Annotated in this window: 16 protein-coding genes; 8 read left to right on the forward strand and 8 right to left on the reverse strand. The window is 69.5% G+C overall.

The features are described from left to right. Positions 1-3: 3 nt before the first annotated feature. The gene (cueR, locus tag AADJ02_RS15795) at positions 4-390 is read right to left on the reverse strand and encodes a Cu(I)-responsive transcriptional regulator (RefSeq protein WP_341213968.1); all 387 of its coding nucleotides are present in this window, start codon (positions 388-390) and stop codon (positions 4-6) included. Further along, the gene (locus AADJ02_RS15800) at positions 387-2,852 is read right to left on the reverse strand and encodes a heavy metal translocating P-type ATPase (RefSeq protein ID WP_341213969.1); all 2,466 of its coding nucleotides are present in this window, start codon (positions 2,850-2,852) and stop codon (positions 387-389) included. The genes cueR and AADJ02_RS15800 overlap by 4 nt, the downstream gene beginning before the upstream one ends. Positions 2,853-3,023: 171 nt before the next feature. Here AADJ02_RS15800 and AADJ02_RS15805 point away from each other — a divergent pair, with 171 nt between their 5' ends. Both AADJ02_RS15805 and AADJ02_RS15810 read left to right on the forward strand, forming a co-directional pair. Then, positions 3,024-3,224 (forward strand): heavy-metal-associated domain-containing protein, encoded by a 201-nt coding sequence (locus AADJ02_RS15805; RefSeq protein ID WP_341213970.1) that lies wholly within the window; start codon positions 3,024-3,026, stop codon positions 3,222-3,224. Positions 3,225-3,278: 54 nt separating this feature from the next. Further along, entirely contained in the window at positions 3,279-3,821 is a 543-nt protein-coding gene (locus tag AADJ02_RS15810; protein WP_341213971.1) for a L,D-transpeptidase, read from the forward strand. On the opposite strand, the gene AADJ02_RS15815 is transcribed toward AADJ02_RS15810, so the two are convergent. After that, positions 3,818-4,768, reverse strand: a complete 951-nt coding sequence (locus AADJ02_RS15815) for an NAD(P)-dependent oxidoreductase (protein ID WP_341213972.1) — start codon at positions 4,766-4,768, stop codon at positions 3,818-3,820. The genes AADJ02_RS15810 and AADJ02_RS15815 overlap by 4 nt on opposite strands. Next, on the reverse strand, positions 4,765-5,781 hold the full coding sequence (locus tag AADJ02_RS15820) for a glycosyl transferase family protein (RefSeq protein WP_341213973.1): 1,017 nt from the start codon (positions 5,779-5,781) through the stop codon (positions 4,765-4,767). Before AADJ02_RS15820 ends, AADJ02_RS15815 begins: the two co-directional genes overlap by 4 nt. Before the next feature lie 190 nt (positions 5,782-5,971). Between AADJ02_RS15820 and AADJ02_RS15825 the strand changes: the two genes are divergently transcribed. Further along, the gene (locus tag AADJ02_RS15825; RefSeq protein ID WP_341213974.1) at positions 5,972-6,580 is read left to right on the forward strand and encodes a copper chaperone PCu(A)C; all 609 of its coding nucleotides are present in this window, start codon (positions 5,972-5,974) and stop codon (positions 6,578-6,580) included. Between the two features lie 37 nt (positions 6,581-6,617). Here the strand turns inward: AADJ02_RS15825 and argE are convergent, their stop codons facing one another. Together argE and AADJ02_RS15835 are read right to left on the reverse strand one after the other, a co-directional pair. Beyond that, positions 6,618-7,742, reverse strand: a complete 1,125-nt coding sequence (gene argE / locus AADJ02_RS15830) for an acetylornithine deacetylase (protein ID WP_341213975.1) — start codon at positions 7,740-7,742, stop codon at positions 6,618-6,620. Next, positions 7,739-8,923 carry a M24 family metallopeptidase gene (locus AADJ02_RS15835; RefSeq protein ID WP_341213976.1) on the reverse strand — a complete coding sequence of 395 codons (1,185 nt, stop codon included), beginning with the start codon at positions 8,921-8,923 and terminating at the stop codon, positions 7,739-7,741. Before AADJ02_RS15835 ends, argE begins: the two co-directional genes overlap by 4 nt. 236 nt (positions 8,924-9,159) lie before the next feature. Here AADJ02_RS15835 and AADJ02_RS15840 point away from each other — a divergent pair, with 236 nt between their 5' ends. The 5 genes from AADJ02_RS15840 (at position 9,160) to AADJ02_RS15860 (ending at position 15,878) form a co-directional block, all read left to right on the forward strand. Continuing rightward, entirely contained in the window at positions 9,160-10,983 is a 1,824-nt protein-coding gene (locus AADJ02_RS15840; protein ID WP_341213977.1) for a PAS domain-containing protein, read from the forward strand. A 139-nt stretch (positions 10,984-11,122) separates the two neighbouring features. Beyond that, positions 11,123-12,733, forward strand: coding sequence for a glucan biosynthesis protein (locus tag AADJ02_RS15845; RefSeq protein WP_341213978.1), 1,611 nt, complete (start codon positions 11,123-11,125; stop codon positions 12,731-12,733). Next, positions 12,733-12,927 carry a hypothetical protein gene (locus AADJ02_RS15850; protein WP_341213979.1) on the forward strand — a complete coding sequence of 65 codons (195 nt, stop codon included), beginning with the start codon at positions 12,733-12,735 and terminating at the stop codon, positions 12,925-12,927. Before AADJ02_RS15845 ends, AADJ02_RS15850 begins: the two co-directional genes overlap by 1 nt. Position 12,928: 1 nt before the next feature. Next, on the forward strand, positions 12,929-14,689 hold the full coding sequence (gene mdoH, locus AADJ02_RS15855) for a glucans biosynthesis glucosyltransferase MdoH (RefSeq protein ID WP_341213980.1): 1,761 nt from the start codon (positions 12,929-12,931) through the stop codon (positions 14,687-14,689). After that, positions 14,682-15,878: an OpgC domain-containing protein gene (locus AADJ02_RS15860; RefSeq protein ID WP_341213981.1), complete on the forward strand. Its 1,197-nt coding sequence runs from the start codon at positions 14,682-14,684 to the stop codon at positions 15,876-15,878. Before mdoH ends, AADJ02_RS15860 begins: the two co-directional genes overlap by 8 nt. On the opposite strand, the gene nadC is transcribed toward AADJ02_RS15860, so the two are convergent. Continuing rightward, the gene (nadC, locus tag AADJ02_RS15865; RefSeq protein ID WP_341213982.1) at positions 15,875-16,717 is read right to left on the reverse strand and encodes a carboxylating nicotinate-nucleotide diphosphorylase; all 843 of its coding nucleotides are present in this window, start codon (positions 16,715-16,717) and stop codon (positions 15,875-15,877) included. The two genes, AADJ02_RS15860 and nadC, sit on opposite strands and share 4 nt — an antisense overlap. Next, on the reverse strand, positions 16,714-18,267 hold the full coding sequence (locus tag AADJ02_RS15870; protein WP_341213983.1) for an L-aspartate oxidase: 1,554 nt from the start codon (positions 18,265-18,267) through the stop codon (positions 16,714-16,716). The genes nadC and AADJ02_RS15870 overlap by 4 nt, the downstream gene beginning before the upstream one ends.

Genomic DNA, 18,267 nt, shown 5'->3' on the forward strand with positions numbered 1-18,267 from the left:
CCGCTAGCGCCCCGCGAGATCCCTGAGGATCGGACAATCGGGCCGGTCGTCGCCCGCGCAGGCGTGGATCAGCTCGCCCAGCGTCGCGCGCATCTGTTCGAGCTGTGCGATGCGCGCGTCGATCTCTCTCGCGTGGCGCTGCGCCAGCGCGCGGACCTCGGCGCTGGCGCGGGCGCGATCCTCATAGAGCGACAGCAGCATGCGGCAGTCCTCGATCGAGAAGCCCAAGCCCCGCGCGCGGGCGAGGAAGGCGAGCTTGTGCACCTCCTTTTCGCCAAAGCGCCGGTAGCCATTGGCGTCGCGTGGCGGTGAGACGAGACCGATCTCCTCGTAGTAGCGGATCGTCTTGGCGGGCAGCCCCGCGCGGCTTGCGGCCTCTCCGATGTTCATGAGGTTTCTCCCATAACCGATGTCATGCCGCGCAGGCGCAGCGCGTTCGACAGCACCAGCACCGAGGAGGCCGACATCGCCGCCGCCGCCAGCACCGGCGACAACAGCATGCCGTTCCACGGATAGAGCACCCCTGCCGCCACCGGGATCAGCGCCACGTTGTAGCCGAAGGCCCAGCCGAGGTTCTGGCGGATGTTGCGCATCACGCGGCGGCTCACCGCCAGCGCATCGACCGCCGCACCGATGCGACCCGAGGAGAGCACCACCTCGGCGCTTTCGATCGCGACCTCGGTGCCGCCACCCATGGCAAGGCCGACGTCCGCCGCCGCCAGCGCCGGTGCATCGTTGATCCCGTCGCCGACAAAAGCCACGGGGCCGCGGGCGCGCAACGCCTCGACGGCGGCGAGCTTGCCCTCGGGCAGCACTTCGGCCTCGACGTGATCGATGCCAAGCTCGGCGGCGATGGCTTGGGCCGTGACGCGCGCGTCGCCGGTGATCATCGCCACCTCGACGCCCATCGCCTTCAGTTCGGCCACTGCCGCACGCGCCTCGGCGCGCACCGGGTCGGCCACCGCGAGGGCCGCGACAGGCACGCCGTCGATGGCGACGAGCACCGGAGTCCGGCCTTTGGCGGCGTGGGCGCCGGCAAGATCGGCAAGCGGGGCCACGTCGATCCCGGCCTCGGTGAGCAATCGGGCATTGCCGACCAAAAGATTGCGCCCGTCGACCCGGCCCCTGAGGCCCCGTCCCGGCACCGCCTCGACGCCTTCGGCAGACCCGAGCGACAGGCCCCGTGCCTGAGCGGCGGCGACGATTGCCGCGCCGAGCGGGTGCTCGGATTGCGTCTCGAGCGCCGCGACATCGGCGAGCATCGCCTCCTCGTCAACGCCGGAGAGCAGGGCGATGTCGGTGAGCGCGGGTCGACCCTCGGTCAGCGTACCGGTCTTGTCGAAGGCCACGATCCTGACCCCGTCAAGCGCCTGCAGCGCGTCGCCACGCCGAAACAGCACCCCAAGCGAGGCCGCGCGCCCGGTGCCCACCATGATCGAGGTCGGCACCGCGAGGCCCATGGCACAGGGACAGGCGATGATCAGCACCGATACCCCGGCGACCAGCGCATGGGTGAGCGAGGGCTCAGGCCCGAAAAACAGCCAGACGCCAACAGTCAGCGCCGCCAGCACCAGAACGGCGGGCACGAAGCGCAGGGTGATGCGATCGACGAGGCCCTGGATCGGCAGCTTGGCGCCTTGGGCCGCCTCGACCATACGGATGATCCCGGCAAGCCGCGTCTCAGAGCCGACGCAGGTGGCGCGAACGCGCAGCGCGCCGGTGCCGTTGACGGTGCCGCCGGTGACGGGGTCTCCCGCGCGCTTGGCCACCGGGACAGGCTCGCCCGTAAGCATCGCCTCGTCGACCCGGCTCTCGCCCGAGACAACCTCTCCATCCGTGGCGATGCGGTCGCCGGGGCGGACCAGCATGATGTCGCCGGGGACCAGCGCGCCGGTTTCGATCTCGACTGTCTCGCCGTCGCGCTCGACCCGCGCGACCGGGGCTTGCAGGTCGATGAGTGCCCGGATCGCGGCCCCGGTGCGGCCCTTGGCCCGCGCTTCGAGCGCCCGGCCCAGCAGGATGAGCGTCACGATGACGCCCGCCGCCTCGAAATAGACCGCCCGCGCGCTTTCGGGCAGCAAAGCGGGCGCGAAGGTGGCGACGGTCGAATAGACCCAGGCCGCCAATGTGCCCAGCGCCACGAGGCTGTTCATGTCGGGCGCGCCGCGCATCAGCGCCGGCAGACCACGGGTGAGAAAGATCCGCCCCGGAAGGGCCAGCACCAGCGTCGTGAGCGCGAACTGGATCAGCCAACTGGTCCAGATGCCGATCGAGCTTTCGATCGCCATGTGAAAGCCGGGGATCACATGCGCGCCCATCGCCAGCACCACGACCGGCAGCGTCAGCGCCGCTGCGAGCCATGTGCGACGGCTCAACGCCGCGGCCTCCACGGCCTTGCGATCCTCGGGGCGATCCTCGGGCGTGGCCGCTTTGGGCCAGTCTTCGGCGTCGCGCGCGGCATAGCCCGCCGCCTTCGCCGCCGCGACAAGATCCGGCATCCCCGCAGATCCGGCCAGACGATCCACCTCCGCCGTTTCGGCGGCGAGGTTCACCCGAGCCGCCACGACACCCGGCACGGCGGCCAGCGCACGCTCGACCCGGCCCGAGCAGGAGGCGCAGCTCATGCCCTCGATGCGCAGGCGCACCGTCTCGCGGCGCGGTGGGTAGCCCGCGTGTTCGAGCGCAAGGGCAAGCTCACCCGCCTGCCCGCCCTGCACCTCGGCGCGCTCGGAGGCGAGGTTCACCCGCGCCTCGGTCACGCCAGACACGGCGCGCAGGCTGCGCTCCACTCGCCCGACGCACGAGGCGCAGGACATGTTGTCGATCTGGATTGAAAGCGGTTGGACGGTCATCCGGGGTTCCTCCGATAAGGCCATCGGTGGGGCCGATCCACCAGATAAGGGTTCCAGTCATAGGAAGGTCAAGGGGGCATCGCATCTGTCATCGGATAACAGCCCCGTGCCCCTTGACCGAACCGCCGCACGCCCCCTCATATCGAAGGCAGATGATCCATCGGAGGCCTCATGACCACCTACTCGATCCCCGACATGACCTGCGGCCATTGCCGCGCTGCTGTCGAAGCCGCGATGCGTGATCTCGACCCTTCGGCCACCGTCGCGGTCGATCTCGAAAGCCGCACCGCCGAAATCGCGAGTGCTGCACCCGAGGACGCGGTGCGCGCCAAGCTCATGCAGGCGGGATACCCGGCGCAGATCGCGGGTTGAGACGGCCCGAGGCCAGACGGGACAAGCGCAGACGGAACCGACGAGGACGACCAGATGACCATCACACGCCGCAGCCTTCTTCTTGCCGGGCTCATGACGCCGCTTGCGCGCACGGCGCAGGCGCATGACCGTTCGGCCTTTCTTCCGACCGAGGTACGTGTGCATCCGGGTCTGACGCCGGGCGACATCTATGTGATCCCCGAGGATTACCACCTCTATCACATCCGCCGTCCCGGTGTGGCGATGCGCTACGGCGTCGGCGTCGGTCGTGCAGGGCTGGAGTTCAAGGGCGCGGCAGTGATCCAGCGCAAGGCGGAATGGCCCTCGTGGCGGCCCACGGACGACATGATCGCGCGCGAGCCTGACAAATACGCGCAATACGCCGATGGCGTGCCCGGAGGCCCCGAAAACCCGCTAGGGGCACGGGCGCTCTATCTCTACCGCGACGGGCGCGACACCTATTACCGCATCCACGGCACCACCAACCCCGAGACCATCGGCTCGCCGGTGTCGAACGGCTGCATCCGGCTGCGCAACGAGGACGTGATGGCGCTTTATGACAACGTCACGCTCGGCACCCACGTCACCGTGGTCTAGGCCACGCCCGGCACGTGCTCGACCGAGAGGTCGCTCAGGGATGCAAGCTCTGGCGGCATGACCGCCCCGGCGCCGGGGGCGAGCACCACGACCCGGCTCCCTTCGCGCGCGGCGCTGAGGGCTGCGGAAACCGGGTCGTCCGAGATCAGGCGCTCTGCGTCGCGACGGGCCAATTCGAGGATGCCGGGGGCAAGGTCGGGGCCATGCACCACGAGATCCGCCTCCTGCATCCGGCGCACGCCGCGCAGGGATACGAGATCCGCGTCGCCCGGCCCGGCTCCGACATAGGCGATGGAGCCCGAAGCGGGACCGGGGCCCTCCTCCAGCCGCGCCTTCAGGAGCTGCGCCGCCCGCCGCTCGGAGCCCGTCGCATGGGCGCTGCGTACCGGCCCGGAAAACACCCAGACCCAGAAGTCGCGCCGCGCCCGTGCCGAGAGCCTCTGGCCCACCGCGCCGCGCATCCGGCCCGCGAGTGCTGCCAGAGCGCCCAGACGGGGCTCGAGCATCGTCTCGATCGCGGTCTTGATCTGACGGCCCAGCACCGGGGCGGTGCCCTCGGTGCCGATCGCCACCACCACCGGATCGCGGTCGACGATCGAGGGCGTCAGCGCGTCGCACAGCGCGGGCCGGTCGACCACGTTGACCACAGGCGCGCCCAGCGCCTTGGCCAGCGCATGCAGCGCCCCGTCGGCCCCGGCCGAGCCCGTAGCCACGAAGACGATGGCCGCGCGCTCGAACAGATCGGCGTGGATCTCGCGGGCATCGGCGAGGCGGATGCGCCCCTCCTCGGCCAGCGCCTGCAACTCCTCGTCGAACGCAAAGCCCGCCACGACGATTTCGGCGTCGGTACGGATGACCAGCCGCGCCTTCTGCGCCGCCTGCTCGCCGCCGCCCAGGATCACGATCCGCCGACCCGTCGTGGCAAGGAACATCGGAAAGGCCTTCATGCCGCGCCCTCGCCCGGCAGGGCATCCCGGTCGCGTGCCTGCCACAGCGCCTCGGCCAGCGCCTCGGCCCGAGCAAGGCCCGGGGCCGCGCGCAGCGCCAAGAGCGCCAGAGCAGCGGTGCCGGTGACCAGTGCCGTGGCAAAGGCATCCGCGCTCTCGCCAGTCCAGAGACGGCGCAGGTCCTGCGGCTGACCACCCGGATCAGCGAGGCGGCGGGTCTCGTCGCGCAGCGCCTGCGCGGTCAGGTCGACCTCCTGCCCGTCGAGCAGGCCGAACAGCTCGATCTCCTTCGAAGGGTTGCGTTCGAACTCGCCACCCGCGCCCTTGAGGATCATCAGGTTGCTCTGGCCCATCAGCGCGCCCGTATCGGTCTGCAGCCCCCGGTAGGAGGGGTGGAACACGCCTTGGACCTGTGCGCCCGCACCGAAGGGGTTGGCGACGCGCAACACCGTGTTGATGCACGAGCGCAGCCCGAAGACTTCGCGCAAGCGGATCAGCCGGTGACCGCCGGGCGACCAAGCTTCGAGCGGCACATAGGCGATGGCCTGGGCATCGAGCCCGCGCGCCAAGGCATCGCCGCTCTCGGCCACGGGGATGCCGAGGCCCGGCAAGGCGCCCCGGATCTCGTGGCGATGCGCGTTCCAGCCATGCAACGCCACCCGGTGCCCCGCCCCCGCCACCAGCTTGGCCGCGAGCAAAAACCACGGCAGGCCACGGGTACGGCCCGCGGCATAGGAGGGCCAGTCGAGCGCGGGTGCGGCCTGCCGCCAGTCTGCACCACTGGCCAGCGCGTCGGCGAATCCGGCGATTTCGTCCGCGTTTTCCCCGCGGTAGCGCATCACCATCAACAGCGCACCCGCCGCTTCGGGCGCGGCGGAGCCGTCGAGGATCAGCCGCAGCGCCTGCGCCGCCTCCTCACGGGTGAGGTGCCTGCCGCGCCCCGGCCCGCGCGCCACGGCGGCCACAAAGGGTGCGAGCGCGCGGGCGTCCTGCTGTGCGGATGGCTGTGTCATGGTCCCTGCCCCCTGCATCGGTATTCTGTCTCAGACTAGGCCGACACAGGCGCAGAGGAAGGGGCCGGGGTCAATGCGCGGCGGCCCGCGTGCCGTGGCGGGGTGCGACGAGGGGCCGCTTTTTGCGGCAGAGCGGCGCTGATATGAGCAGGCAGCGCCGTCGAGGCGTGCCCGGTTTCAGGAAGCCCCCATGACTCTCCGCTCTCTTGCCCTCCTCGCGGCCATAGGCCTTGCCAGCGCAGCACAGGCGCATGATTTCCAGACCGGTGGCCTGACCGTGCTGCACCCCTTTGCCATCGAGACCGCCACCCACGCCACCACTGGCGCGGGCTATCTCTCGATCCGCAACGACGGCGAGACGGAAGACGCGCTGATCGCGGTCGAGGCGGAGTTCCCGAGGGTGACGCTGCACACATCGGTCGAGGCCGACGGCATGATGACGATGCAGCCGCTGGATCGGCTGGAAATCGCGCCGGGCGAGACGGTGACGCTCGCCCCCGGCGAGGGCGGGCATGTGATGTTCATGGGGCTCGACGCGCCGTTCGAGGCGGGGTCGCGGTTTCCGGCGAGGCTGGTGTTCGAGAGGGCGGGCGAGATCGCGGTCGAATTCGTGGTCGAGACACGTCCCGTTGCGGGCGCGCATGAGGGTATGGATCACGGGGACATGCATGGCGGCGATGCGGGCGAGATGATGCATGACACGATGGATCACGAGACGATGGACCATGGCGACATGGATCATGAGACGATGGGTCACGACGACATGACCCACGACATGGCGACGCCCGCCGCCGAGTGAAGCACATCTCCAGCCAAGCTGCCCACGTCAGGGCAGCCTAGGTCCGGGCGGCCAGCGCCTCGAGCATATCGAGGCAGGCGGCGAGCTGGCTTTCCTCCAGATACTCGTCGGGTCGGTGCGCCTGCGCGATGTCGCCCGGCCCGCATAGCACCGCATCGAGCCCGAGGCCCTGCCAGATCCCGGCCTCGGTGCCGAAGGGCACGAGACCCGGCGCGCCGCCCACCACCCCCAACAGCAGGTCGCGCGCGGCATTGCGACGGCGCGGCTCCAACCCCGCCACTTCGCCAAAGCACTCGGTCTCGATGCCAAGACCCGGATGCGCCGCCACCTCGGCCTCGACATGCGCGCCCAGCGCGTGTTTCACGTGACGCGCCTCGGCCTCGCTCACGGGTCGCATTTCCCACTCCACCGCCGCCTGACCGGCGATGACATTGCGCGCCACGCCCGCCTCGACCCGCCCGACGCTGATCGTGCTCCAAGGCGGGTCAAACACGCCTTGGGGGCGCATTTCGCGCAACTCCGAAGCCAGCGCGTCGAGCCGCACCGCAAAGCGCGCCGCCGCTTGGGCGGCGTTGATGCCCCGGTCGGGGGCCGACCCGTGACCGTCGCGCCCGGTAAAGCGGGTGGTGTATTCGAAACAGCCTTTGTGCCCTTCGATGACCCGCATCCGCGTCGGCTCACCGATGATCGCCATGGCCGGGCGTGGCCCCTCGCGCGCCATCTGTGCCGACAACGCCTGTGCGCCGAGACAACCCACCTCCTCATCATGGGTGAGCGCGAGATGCACTGGCCCACCGCGCGCCGCCAGTTGCGGAAGCAGGATCACGGAGGCGGCGACGAAGCCCTTCATGTCGCACGTGCCGCGCCCATAGAGCCGCCCACCCGTGCGGCGCAGCCGAAACGGGTCCGAGGTCCAGCCTGCGCCCGGCGGCACCACGTCGAGATGTCCCGACAGCAGCAGCCCGCCGTCGCCCTCGGGGCCAAGGCTGGCCAGCAGGTTGGCCTTGGTGCCGCTGGCGTCGGGCAGGATGCGGACCCGCGCGCCCTCCGCGCGCAACCGCATCGCAAGGACATCCACCAATTCGCGGTTGCCGCTGTCCGAGACGGTCGGATGCGCGATCATCTCGGCCAGAAGCGCGATGGTCGGCTCCAGCGCGCTCATGGCTTGACGAAGAGCTTGCGGTCGAGGTCGCACAGCGTCTCGGCGGGGCCGTCCTCGCGGATCAGGATCGTCTCGGTGGTCTCGAGACCCCAGTCGTCCATCCAGATCCCCGGCATGAAGTGGAACGTCATGCCCGGCTCAAGCACCGTCAGATCGCCCTTGCGCAGGCTGGCGGTGCGCTCGCCCCAGTCGGGCGGATAACTCAGCCCCACGGGGTAGCCGCAGCGGTTGGGCCGGTGGATGCCGATGCGTTTCAATGGCGCGTGCAGCGCGGCGGCGATGTCCTGCGCGGTGTTGCCGGGGCGCGCCGCCGCGAGCCCCGCTTCGAGCCCCTCGCACAGCGCCTCGGAGGCGCGGGCCATCTCCTTGGGTGGCTCGCCCAGATGCACCGTGCGGCACAAGGGCGCGTGGTAGCGGCGCACGCAGCCCGACAGCTCGAAGAAGGTCGCCTCGCCGCGTTTCATCTCCTCGCCGTTCCAAGTGAGATGCGGCGCGCTGGCGTCCGCGCCCGACGGCATCAGCGGCACGAGCGCCGCGTAATCGCCCCAATCCTCGCCCACGCCGCGCACGGCGGCGCGCATCACCTCGCCCACAAGCTCGTTCTTGCGCAGGCCCGGTTCGGCCAGATCGATCGCCAGCCGGGCGATGGTCTCGGAGATCCGCGCCGCGCGCCGCATCATCGCGATCTCGGGCTTGGATTTGACCAGACGACACCAGTTCACCAGCGCCGTGGCATCGACCAGCGCGGCCTGCGGCAGCGCGGTCTCCAGAACCGCATGCGCCTTGGCGGAATAGTAGTAGTTGTCCATCTCCACGCCGATCCGCCCACGCCCCTGCCCCATGCCGATGAGCCGCGCGGCGAGATCCTGCATCGGGTGGCGCGTCGTGGACTGCACGTAGTGGTCGTCGTAGCCGAGGATCTGGCCCTCCTCCATCCAGACGGTGCGCTGCGCCCCGGCGGTGTCTTGCCTCCGGCCCCACCAGACGGGCGCGCCGACAAGCGGCAGGATGACGCCCTGATGTACATAGAACGACCAACCGTCATAGCCGGTGAGCCAGTTCTGGTTCGACGGATCGGTGACGAAAAGCAGATCGATCCCGGCCCGCGCCATCGCGGCACGCGTGGCGGCGAGGCGGCGGTCGTATTCGGGGCGGTCGAAGGGGGCGGCATGCGGTCCCATGGGGCACTCCTGAAGGCACTTCGACAGGCGAGCGCGCCCATGTTCTTGGGTCAATGCCTGCAGCGTCGTTTCGAAGTACGAAACCGACCCCTGCTCCTACTGCGGAACGTTGCCGCATCGCTGCGCAATTCGGCGTCGATCCGCCGACAATGACCTTGCGGCCAGCTCCCTTGGCAAGATTGCGAAGTTGCGGCTACACCAAAGGATATAGATGTGGCGTGTGACAGGCGAGGTTCATGGAAGCTATCGACGCGGAGGCAACCTACAGGTCAGGCGACAACCGCGAAGACGCGGCCTTTCTTGCCGCCCTCGATCAGGCCCCCTTGCCGATGTGGCTTTCGAACCCCGACTACGAAGGCACCTATTTCAACAAGGCCTGGCTCGAATTTCGCGGACGATCCCTCGCAGAGGAGATCGGTGGCGGCTGGATCTCGGGCATCCACCCCAATGATATGCCGGGCCTCGACAGCTATGCTTCGGCGCTGCTGGATGGTCGTCCGTTTCAGGTCGAATACAGGCTGCGGCGGCACGACGGGGTCTGGCGATGGTTTCTCGACACCGGCAAGCCGCGCCTGTCGGACTGTGGCCGGCTGATCGGTTTCATCGGCACCTGCGTCGACATCACCGATCGCCGTCACACCGAAGAGGCGCTCCGTCGCACCGAGGCGCGGTTGCAGCTGGCGCAGGAAGGCGCGGCGCTCGGCATCTATGACTGGGACATGGTAGCGGACCGCATCACCTGGTCGCCCGAGATGTTTCGGCTATACGGCCTCTCGCCCGATCTCGGTGCGCAGGCCAGGCCCGACGCGCTGATTTCGGCATGGCTCGATCGGCTCCACCCCGGGGATCGGGACCGCTGTGCGTCGGAGTTGAGCGCCTGCATGGAGTCGCGCGACGCCAGCCAGCTCACCATGTCGTTCCGGGTCAACCATCCCGAGGCCGGTCCGCGGTGGATCGAAGGGCGCGGACGGCTGTTGCGCGATGAGCAGGGCCGACCCCTGCGGCTGATCGGCGTGAACTTCGACGTGACCGAACAGCGCGAGCGCGAAGCCGCCCGCGAACGGGCGGCGATGATGCTGCGGATGAGCATCGAGGTCGCGGCCATCGGTACTTGGGAGTTGGACCCCGCGAGCCTCGAGGTCGTCACCTCGCCCCGCACCGATGCGCTGTTCGATATCGCCCCGCATGGCGGCCCGAGGCCGATGGCGGACTACCTCGCCCGGATCCACTCCGAGGACCGCGAGGCGTTGCGCGCGGGCGTGCAGGACGCGATGATCGAGGGTGGCGAGACGGCGCGGGTTTACCGGGTGCTTGGAAAGGAGAACGAGACGCGTTGGGTCAGCACGCGCGGGCGCACGGTCAAGCTTGCCGATGGCAGCACCCGGCTCATCGGGGCCATGACCGACATCACGGCGGCCAAGCGTCATGAGGCCGAGCGCGAGGCCGAGTTGGCGCGTCGCCAGATGCTGCTGACCGAGCTGAACCACCGCATGAAGAACAACCTGCACCTGATCCTGTCGATGCTGCGGCTCGAGGCAAACCGCTCGGGCCACCCCGAGTGTTTTGAGTCGGCAACCAAACGGATCGAAGCGGTGGCCGACCTGCACGCGCAGCTCGGTTTCTCCGACGGCGCGGGGCGCTTGTGCTTTGGCGCCTATATCGAGGATCTGGCCGAAAAGCTGCGCCGCTCGGTGTTGGTACAGAGCGACATCAAGCTCGATTGCGAAGCGGTGCCGGTCGAGCTCGACCTCGACCGTGCGGTACCGTTGGGGCTGGTGGTGAACGAATTGGTGACCAACGCCATCAAGCACGCCTTTCCGCAAGGCACCGGGCGGATCACTCTGCGCCTCGAACACGCCCCCGAAGCCGGGCTGCGCGTCATCGTGGCCGATGACGGGGTGGGCCCGTCAGAATGCGTGACGGAAACGGTGCCCGGATCGCATCGCAATTCGGGCCTCGGCGCGGGGCTTGTCGCCGGGCTCTGCGGCCAGATCGGCGCAAAGCTCGAGAGCCGCAGCCTGCCCGGAATGCGCCATGAGATCACGCTTCCGCCACTCTGACAGGCGGGGCGGGTCAACTCCCTCTGAACGCATGACAGCTCCCCCGATAACCGCATTGCAACCCGCGCCGCACTGCCGCATGGGAGAACGAACCGCACCGGGCGATTCCGGTCGCGCTCCCAACGTCCAAAGATCTGACATGCCCGATTTCGACACCTCCACACCGCGCTTTGACCGCCGCGGACTGCTGCGCGCCATCGGCGCCTCCGCCACGCTGCTCGCCGGTCTTGGCGGGCCCGGCATGCTGCACGCCGAAAGCCCGCGCCCGCAGGTGATTCCCCCCGCCGAAGAAGACATGCCCCGGCCCTTCGACTTCGAAAGCCTGACCGAGGAAATGCGCGCCCGTGCGGCCAAGGCCCCGCCCGCGCCCGAAAAGGCGGAGCTGCCGCTGGGCCCCTTGGGCTATGACGATTACCGCCTCATCGCCTTCAAGCCCGAACGTGCACGCTGGCGCGGCGCCAAGACGCCGTTCCGTCTGCACGCCTTTCACATGGGCTGGCTGTTCGAGGAGCCGGTCCGGCTTTTCCAGCTGCATGAGGGCATGGCCCGACCGATGCATTTCGGCATGCAGGACTTCGACTACCACGGGCGTCTGGGCAAGAAGGCCGACAAGATCGCCGAGCTTCCCGGCGTCGCGGGGTTCCGGCTCAACGCGCCGCTGAACCGTCCCGACCGCGAGGACGAGCTGGTGGCCTTTCTCGGGGCCAGCTACTTCCGCGCGCTGGGCCGCGAGAGCCGCTATGGCATCAGCGCGCGCGGCGTCGCCATCGACACCGCCACCTCGCGCGCCGAGGAGTTTCCGCGCTTCACCCGCTTCTGGCTCGAGACGGGCGACACGGCCGTCACGATCTATGCAGCCCTCGAGGGCGAGACGTTGACCGGGGCCTACCGCCTCGTCGTCACGCCGGGCCAAGACACCGAGATCGAGGTGACGGCGCGGCTGTTCTTCCGCAGCGCGCCCGAGCAGCTCGGCATCGCGCCGCTGACTTCGATGTTCCTGTTTTCGGAAAAGAACCGCGCCGAGTTCGACGACTACCGCCCCGCTGTGCATGACAGCGACGGGCTCCGGATCGAGCGGCGCGACGGCGACGTGATCTGGCGTCCGCTCAACAACCCGCCGCGCCTTGCCTCGTCGTATTTCGGCGAAGAAAGCCCGCGTGCCTTTGGCCTCTATCAGCGCGACCGCGACTTCGAAGCCTATCAGGACAGCGGTGCGCGCTACGACCGGCGTCCGTCGCTTCGGGTCGAGCCTCTGGGCGATTGGGGCCGTGGCGCGGTGCGGCTCGTCGAGATTCCGACCGATTTGGAGGCAAACGACAACATCGTTGCCTTCTGGGTGCCCGAGGGCAAAATTTCCGCAGGCGATGAGCGGGAGTTCTCCTATCGCCTGCACTGGGGCGACCTGCCCCCTGACCCCGCCGCCGAGATCGCACATGTCGCCGAAACCCGCGCAGGCGCGGGCGGCGTGTCTGGTGTCGAGAGCACCGCCAACACCCGGAAATTCGTCATAGATCTTAAGGGTGGCGCGCTGGAGCGGCTGTCAGGCGATGCCGAGGTCGAGCTGAAGGCCGAGGCGCATGGCGGCAAGATCCTGTCGCAGACGCTCGAACGGATCGAAGCCTCCGGCCAATGGCGCGCGGTGCTTGACGTCTCTGCGGCAGCCGATGCCACGGTCGAACTGACCGCGCATGTGGCCGGTTACGACCGCAAGCTCTCGGAAAACTGGCTCTATCAGTGGATCAACGCCTGATGCTCGACCGGACCCTCCCGCCGCACGACACCGATACCGACACCACCATCACTTCCTTTGAGGCCGAGGCCGCCCGTCGCGGCGCGCTGCCCGACGCGCCGCTTGCCATGCCGCGCCAGCGGCTGGAGCGGGGCGTGGCACCTGCGCTTATGGCGCGGCTAAGGGCGCTCATGGCGCCGCGACTGGACGCCTGACATGACCCGATCCGGCCCGACGCGGGCACGGGCGGTGGCGCTGGGCGCGAGCCTCGCGCTCGCCGCCGGTGCCTTTGCGCTGTTCTTCGCCCAACGCCAGACCGGCGGCCTCTGGGTCGAGTTCGCGCGCAGTCTGCTGATCCTGATGGCGACCTTCTGGCTTGCTTGGGGGGCGGCACAGGCGGCACTCGGCCTCTGGCCGGGCCGCGCGGCCGCACCGCGCCGGGCCGAACCCACGGGCCGCTGCGTGATCCTCGTGCCGGTGCACGAGGAAGACCCGCGCGCCACCTTCGCCCGCATCGCCGCGATGGACGCGGCGCTGGCCGAGACACAGCAGGCCGGGCTGTTCGACTTTGCGATCCTGTCGGACACCCGCTCGCCCACCGGCGCGGCGCGCGAAGCGGCGTGGTATCTTGCACTCTTGCGCGCGCGCGACGCCGAAGCGCGCATCTTCTACCGCCGCCGCACCTCCAACCACGGCCGCAAGGCGGGCAACATCGAGGACTTCATCAAAACCTCGGGGGCGGCCTACGAGTTGGCGCTGATCCTCGACGCTGACAGCCTGATGTCCGCCGGGACCATCGTGGAGATGGCTCGCCGCATGGAAGGCGAGCCGCGCCTTGGCCTGTTGCAGAGCCTGCCCGGTGTGATCCGGGCCGAGTCGTTCTTCGGCCGCGCGATGCAGTTCTCCGCCGCGCTGCATTCGCCGATCTTCGCGCGTGGCGTGGCGCGTTTGCAGGGCGAGACCGGCCCGTTCTGGGGCCATAACGCCATGGTGCGCGTCGCGGCTTTCGCCGAGAGCTGCGCGCTGCCGGACCTGTCCGGCCCGCCCCCTTTCGGCGGCCATATCCTGAGCCACGATTACGTCGAGGCGGCGCTTCTGGCGCGGGCAGGCTGGATCGTGCGTCTCGACGAGGATCTCGCAGGCTCCTTCGAGGAAGGCCCCGAGAACATCCTCGCCCATGCCAAGCGCGATCGTCGCTGGTGCCAAGGCAATCTGCAGCACGCGCGGCTTCTGACGGCCCCCGGCCTGCGCCCGTGGAGCCGCTTCGTGTTCCTGCAAGGCATCCTGGCCTATATCTCGTCGCTGTTCTGGCTCGGTTTTCTTGCGACCTCGATCCTCGCGCCTGCGCTGCGCGTCGAACCGGATTACTTCCCGCTGCAAGGCTGGTCCTTCCCGGTGCTGCCGCCCAACGAGACGGCGCGCACCGCGGGTCTCATCGTCGGGGTGCTGGGCCTGTTGATCCTGCCCAAGCTCCTGATCGCGCTGCAGGCGGTCCGGTCGGGCCGGGCAACGGGCTTTGGCGGGACGTGGCGGCTCATGGGATCGACGCTGGCCGAGATCGCCATGTCGAGCATCACCGCACCGATCTTTCTGATGTTCCAGACCCGCTCGGTGCTGCAGGTGCTGTCGGGCCGCGATGGTGGCTGGCCGGCTTCGGCACGCGGCGAAGGGCGGCTGAGCCTTGTGGAGAGCTGGCAGGCGAGCCGCTGGATCTCGCTCACCGGCCTCGGCGGGCTCATCGCCTCGTGGCGCCTGTCGCCCGAACTCGTGGGCTGGCTACTGCCGGTGGCAGGGCCGATGATCGCCGCGCCGCTGGTGATCTGGCTCACCTCCCTACCCTGCCGCGCGCTGTTTTCCGTGCCCTCCGAGATCAGCCCCGATCCGATCCTCGCCCGTCAGGACGGGGTACTCGCCATTTGGGCCCCGCTGACCGACACCGACGCCGCCCCACCCCGGCAGGAGCCGCAACATGCCTGACGCCCCCGTCTCCATTCCCGTGGCACAGAGCCTGCCGAAGTTTCGCGACCCGCGGCTCGACGTGCTGCGCGGGATCGCGCTGGTGATGATTTTCATCAACCACGTGCCGGGCAACTTCTGGGAGGACTGGACCAGCCGCAACTTCGGCTTTTCCGACGCCGCCGAGGGGTTCGTGCTGATGGCCGGGATCTCGGCCGGGCTGGCCTATTCGGCAGGTTTTCGGGTGCGTTGGCCTTGGCAGGGCGTGGCCAGGATCTGGCGGCGGGCCTGGACGCTCTATCTCGTGCATCTGTTGATCACCTTCGGCGCGCTGGGGATCGCGGCCTCGCTCGCGGTCTTTGCCGATGTGCCGGGAATGCTGTGGAAGCATGGCATGGGCCTGCTGTTCCGCGATCCTCTGGGATTCCTGATCGGCGTGCCGACGCTCGGCTTCCAGATCGGCTTTGCCAACATCCTGCCGCTTTATTTCGTGCTGCTGATGGGTGCGCCGCTGGTTCTCTGGGCGGCGGTGCGCCGCCCCGCCCTGACGCTCGCGGCCTCGGCCCTGTTGTGGCTGGCGGCGACGCATTTTCGCCTGACGTTGCCCCACTATCCCACGGGCGGCTGGCAGTTCAGCCCGCCCGCGTGGCAGGTTCTGTTCGTGTTGGGCATGGTCACCGGCATCGCCGCCAAGCAGGGCCGCCGCCTCGTACCCGCGCGGCCTTGGCTCATGGGTCTGGCCGTAGCGTTTTTGCTGCTGTCGCTGGCGTGGATGAATGTTCCGATCATCGGCAAGACCGGCAACCATCTGTTGTGGATGGCCAATCAACAGGGCCTGCCGGGCTTCATGACCAGCTTCAACAAGCCCTACCTGAACCTGCCGCGTCTTTTGCACCTGCTGGCGCTGTTCTACGTTCTGGCCTCATGGGGCGCCGTGCGACGCGCCTGCGCGTCGCGCATCGCCGCCCCCTTCGCCCTACTGGGACGACAGGCACTGCCGGTCTTCGCGCTGGGCTCGATCACGATCTACCTGATCCAAGGCATCAAGACCCAGACCGGCGAGAACTTCGCGCTCGACACAATGATGCTGGGCGTCGGGCTGGCGCTGCAACTCGCCTTCGCGGCGGCGCGGCATTACTGGCCTTCTGATCGTGGAGCGGCGGGCAAGACTGCCGTCGCCCCGCCGCCCGCGCAAGCGCTCGCGGCCTAGAAGTCGAGCCCGAGATCGAGGGTGCGCGCCGAATGCGTGAGCGCGCCCGAGGACACATAATCGACGCCGGTGGCGCAGACCTCGGCGATGCGCTCGCGCCGCATGTTGCCCGAGGCCTCAGTGACGAGGCGGCCCGAGACCATCTCGACCGCGCGGGCGAGATCGGGCGTCGACATGTTGTCGAGCAGCACGACATCGGCACCGCCGACCTCCAAAACCTCGGAGAGTTGGTCGAGCGTGTCGACCTCGATCTCGATCTTGAGCATATGCGAGGCCGAAGCGGTTGCCGCCCCCAGAGCCGCGCGGATGCCACCCGCTGCCGCGATATGGTTGTCCTTGATGAGGATCGCATCCGACAGACCGTAGCGGTGATTGAAACCGCCGCCATGCTGCACCGCGAGCTTCTCGGCGGCGCGCAGGCCGGGCGTGGTCTTGCGGGTGCAGGTGACGCGCGTGGCCGTGCCTTGAGTCTCCTTCACGAAGGCGGCGGTCAGCGTGGCGATGCCGGTGAGTCTGCCCGCGAAGTTGAGTGCCACGCGCTCGGCCGAGAGGATTGAGGCGGCGGAGCCCTCGATCTCCATCAGCGTATCGCCGGGGGCGCAGGGCTGGCCGTCGGCGACGTGGGTGGTGACCCGCAACGCCGGGTCGACGAGACGAAAGGCGATGGCCGCGATCTGCATGCCCGACACGACGCCCGGCTCGCGCGCGTTGATCCGCGCGGCATAGCGCGTGCCCTCGGGGATCACGGCGCGGGTCGTGACGTCGCCATAGGCGCCGAGATCCTCGTGCAGCGCGTGGCGCACCATCGGCTCAAGCAGCAGGTCGGGGATCTGGGTCATGCGGTCTCCGTGGCCACGCAGGTCGCGCGGATGGTCAATGCGTCTTCAAGCGTCAGGCGGCTGCGATGCGCCTGAGCGGGGTCGGTCTCGGGGTGATCGGTGCGGCAATGGCCGCCCCGGCTTTCGGTGCGTCGGAGCGCCGCGGCGGCGATAAGTGTCGCGGTCGCGGTCATGGTGTGGAAGGCGGGCGCGCGATCGGCCTGCTCCAGCGCGGCGATGCCCGAAAGCGCACGGCGCAGCCCCGGCCCATCGCGCAGCACCGCGACATGGTCGGTCATCAGGCGGCGCAGACCGGCCACGGCTTCGGGCGCAGGGCGCTGGCCGCCCGGCGCGAAGGCGATCGCCAGTTCGGGAGCGTTTTGGGGGCCCGGCCCGATGTCCTCTGCGCAGCGGCGTGCGAAGACCAGCGCTTCGAGCAATCCGTTCGACGCAAGGCGGTTGGCCCCGTGCAGGCCGGTCGAGGCGGCCTCACCACAGGCCCACAGGCCCGAGAGGCTGGTGCGGCCCCGCGCGTCGGTCTCGACGCCGCCCATGTGGTAATGCGCCGCCGCCGCGACGGGGATGGTGCCGCGCACCGGGTCGATGCCCGCTCTTGTGCAGGCCTCGGCCACCGCCGGAAACCGCTCGACCACGCTGGCGCCCAGCGCCGCGCGGGTGTCGAGCGCCGGATCGCGACCCGCCTGACGCTCGGCAAAGACGGCGCGGGCGACGATGTCGCGCGGCGCCAGCTCGGCATCCGGATGCAGGGCTGTCATGAACCGCTCGCCTCGGTGGTTCACAAGCCAAGCCCCCTCGCCGCGCAGCGCCTCGGTGGCGAGCGGCAGCGGGTCTTCGCCGGTGGCGATGGCGGTGGGGTGGAACTGCACGAACTCGGCATCGGCGATCACGGCACCGGCGCGGGCCGCCGCCCCGATGACCTGTCCCCGGATACGGGGCGGATTGGTGGTGTGCAGCCACAGCCCACCCGATCCGCCACCCGCGAGCAGCACGGCGGGGGCCTCGATGGTGACGGGGGCCGAGCCCTCGACAGCCTCGATCTCGACGCCGGTGACGCGGCCCTCCTGTGCCTCGATGCCGGTGAGCAGCGCGCCGGGCAGCACCTGCACCGACGGGGTGCGCGCGAGCGCTGCGATCAGCGCGTCCATGATCTGGCGGCCCGCCTGATCGCCCTTGACCCGCACCACACGCGCCGCGCCATGCGCCGCCTCGCGCGACAGCACGTAGCCGCCCGCCGCGTCGCGGTCGAACGGGGTGCCGAGGTCCGTGAGTTCGACGATGTGATCCCGCGCGGCCTGCGTGACCATGGCGGCGATGGCGGCGTCGACGGTCCCCGCCCCCGCGGCCACCGTGTCGGCGGCGTGGGCCTCGGCGCTATCGGTCTCGGCCATGGCAGCGGCGACGCCGCCCTGCGCCCAGGCCGAGCTGGCCCCTTGCCCCGGCGGTTCGGGTGCGATCATCAGCACCGGACGCGGGGCCAGCGCAAGGGCGGCGGAAATCGCGCCGAGACCGGCGCCGATGATGACGACGCGCTCGGTGCGCAGGCGGCTCAT

Source organism: uncultured Limimaricola sp., from assembly GCF_964022235.1.
Classification (GTDB): Bacteria; Pseudomonadota; Alphaproteobacteria; order Rhodobacterales; family Rhodobacteraceae; genus Limimaricola.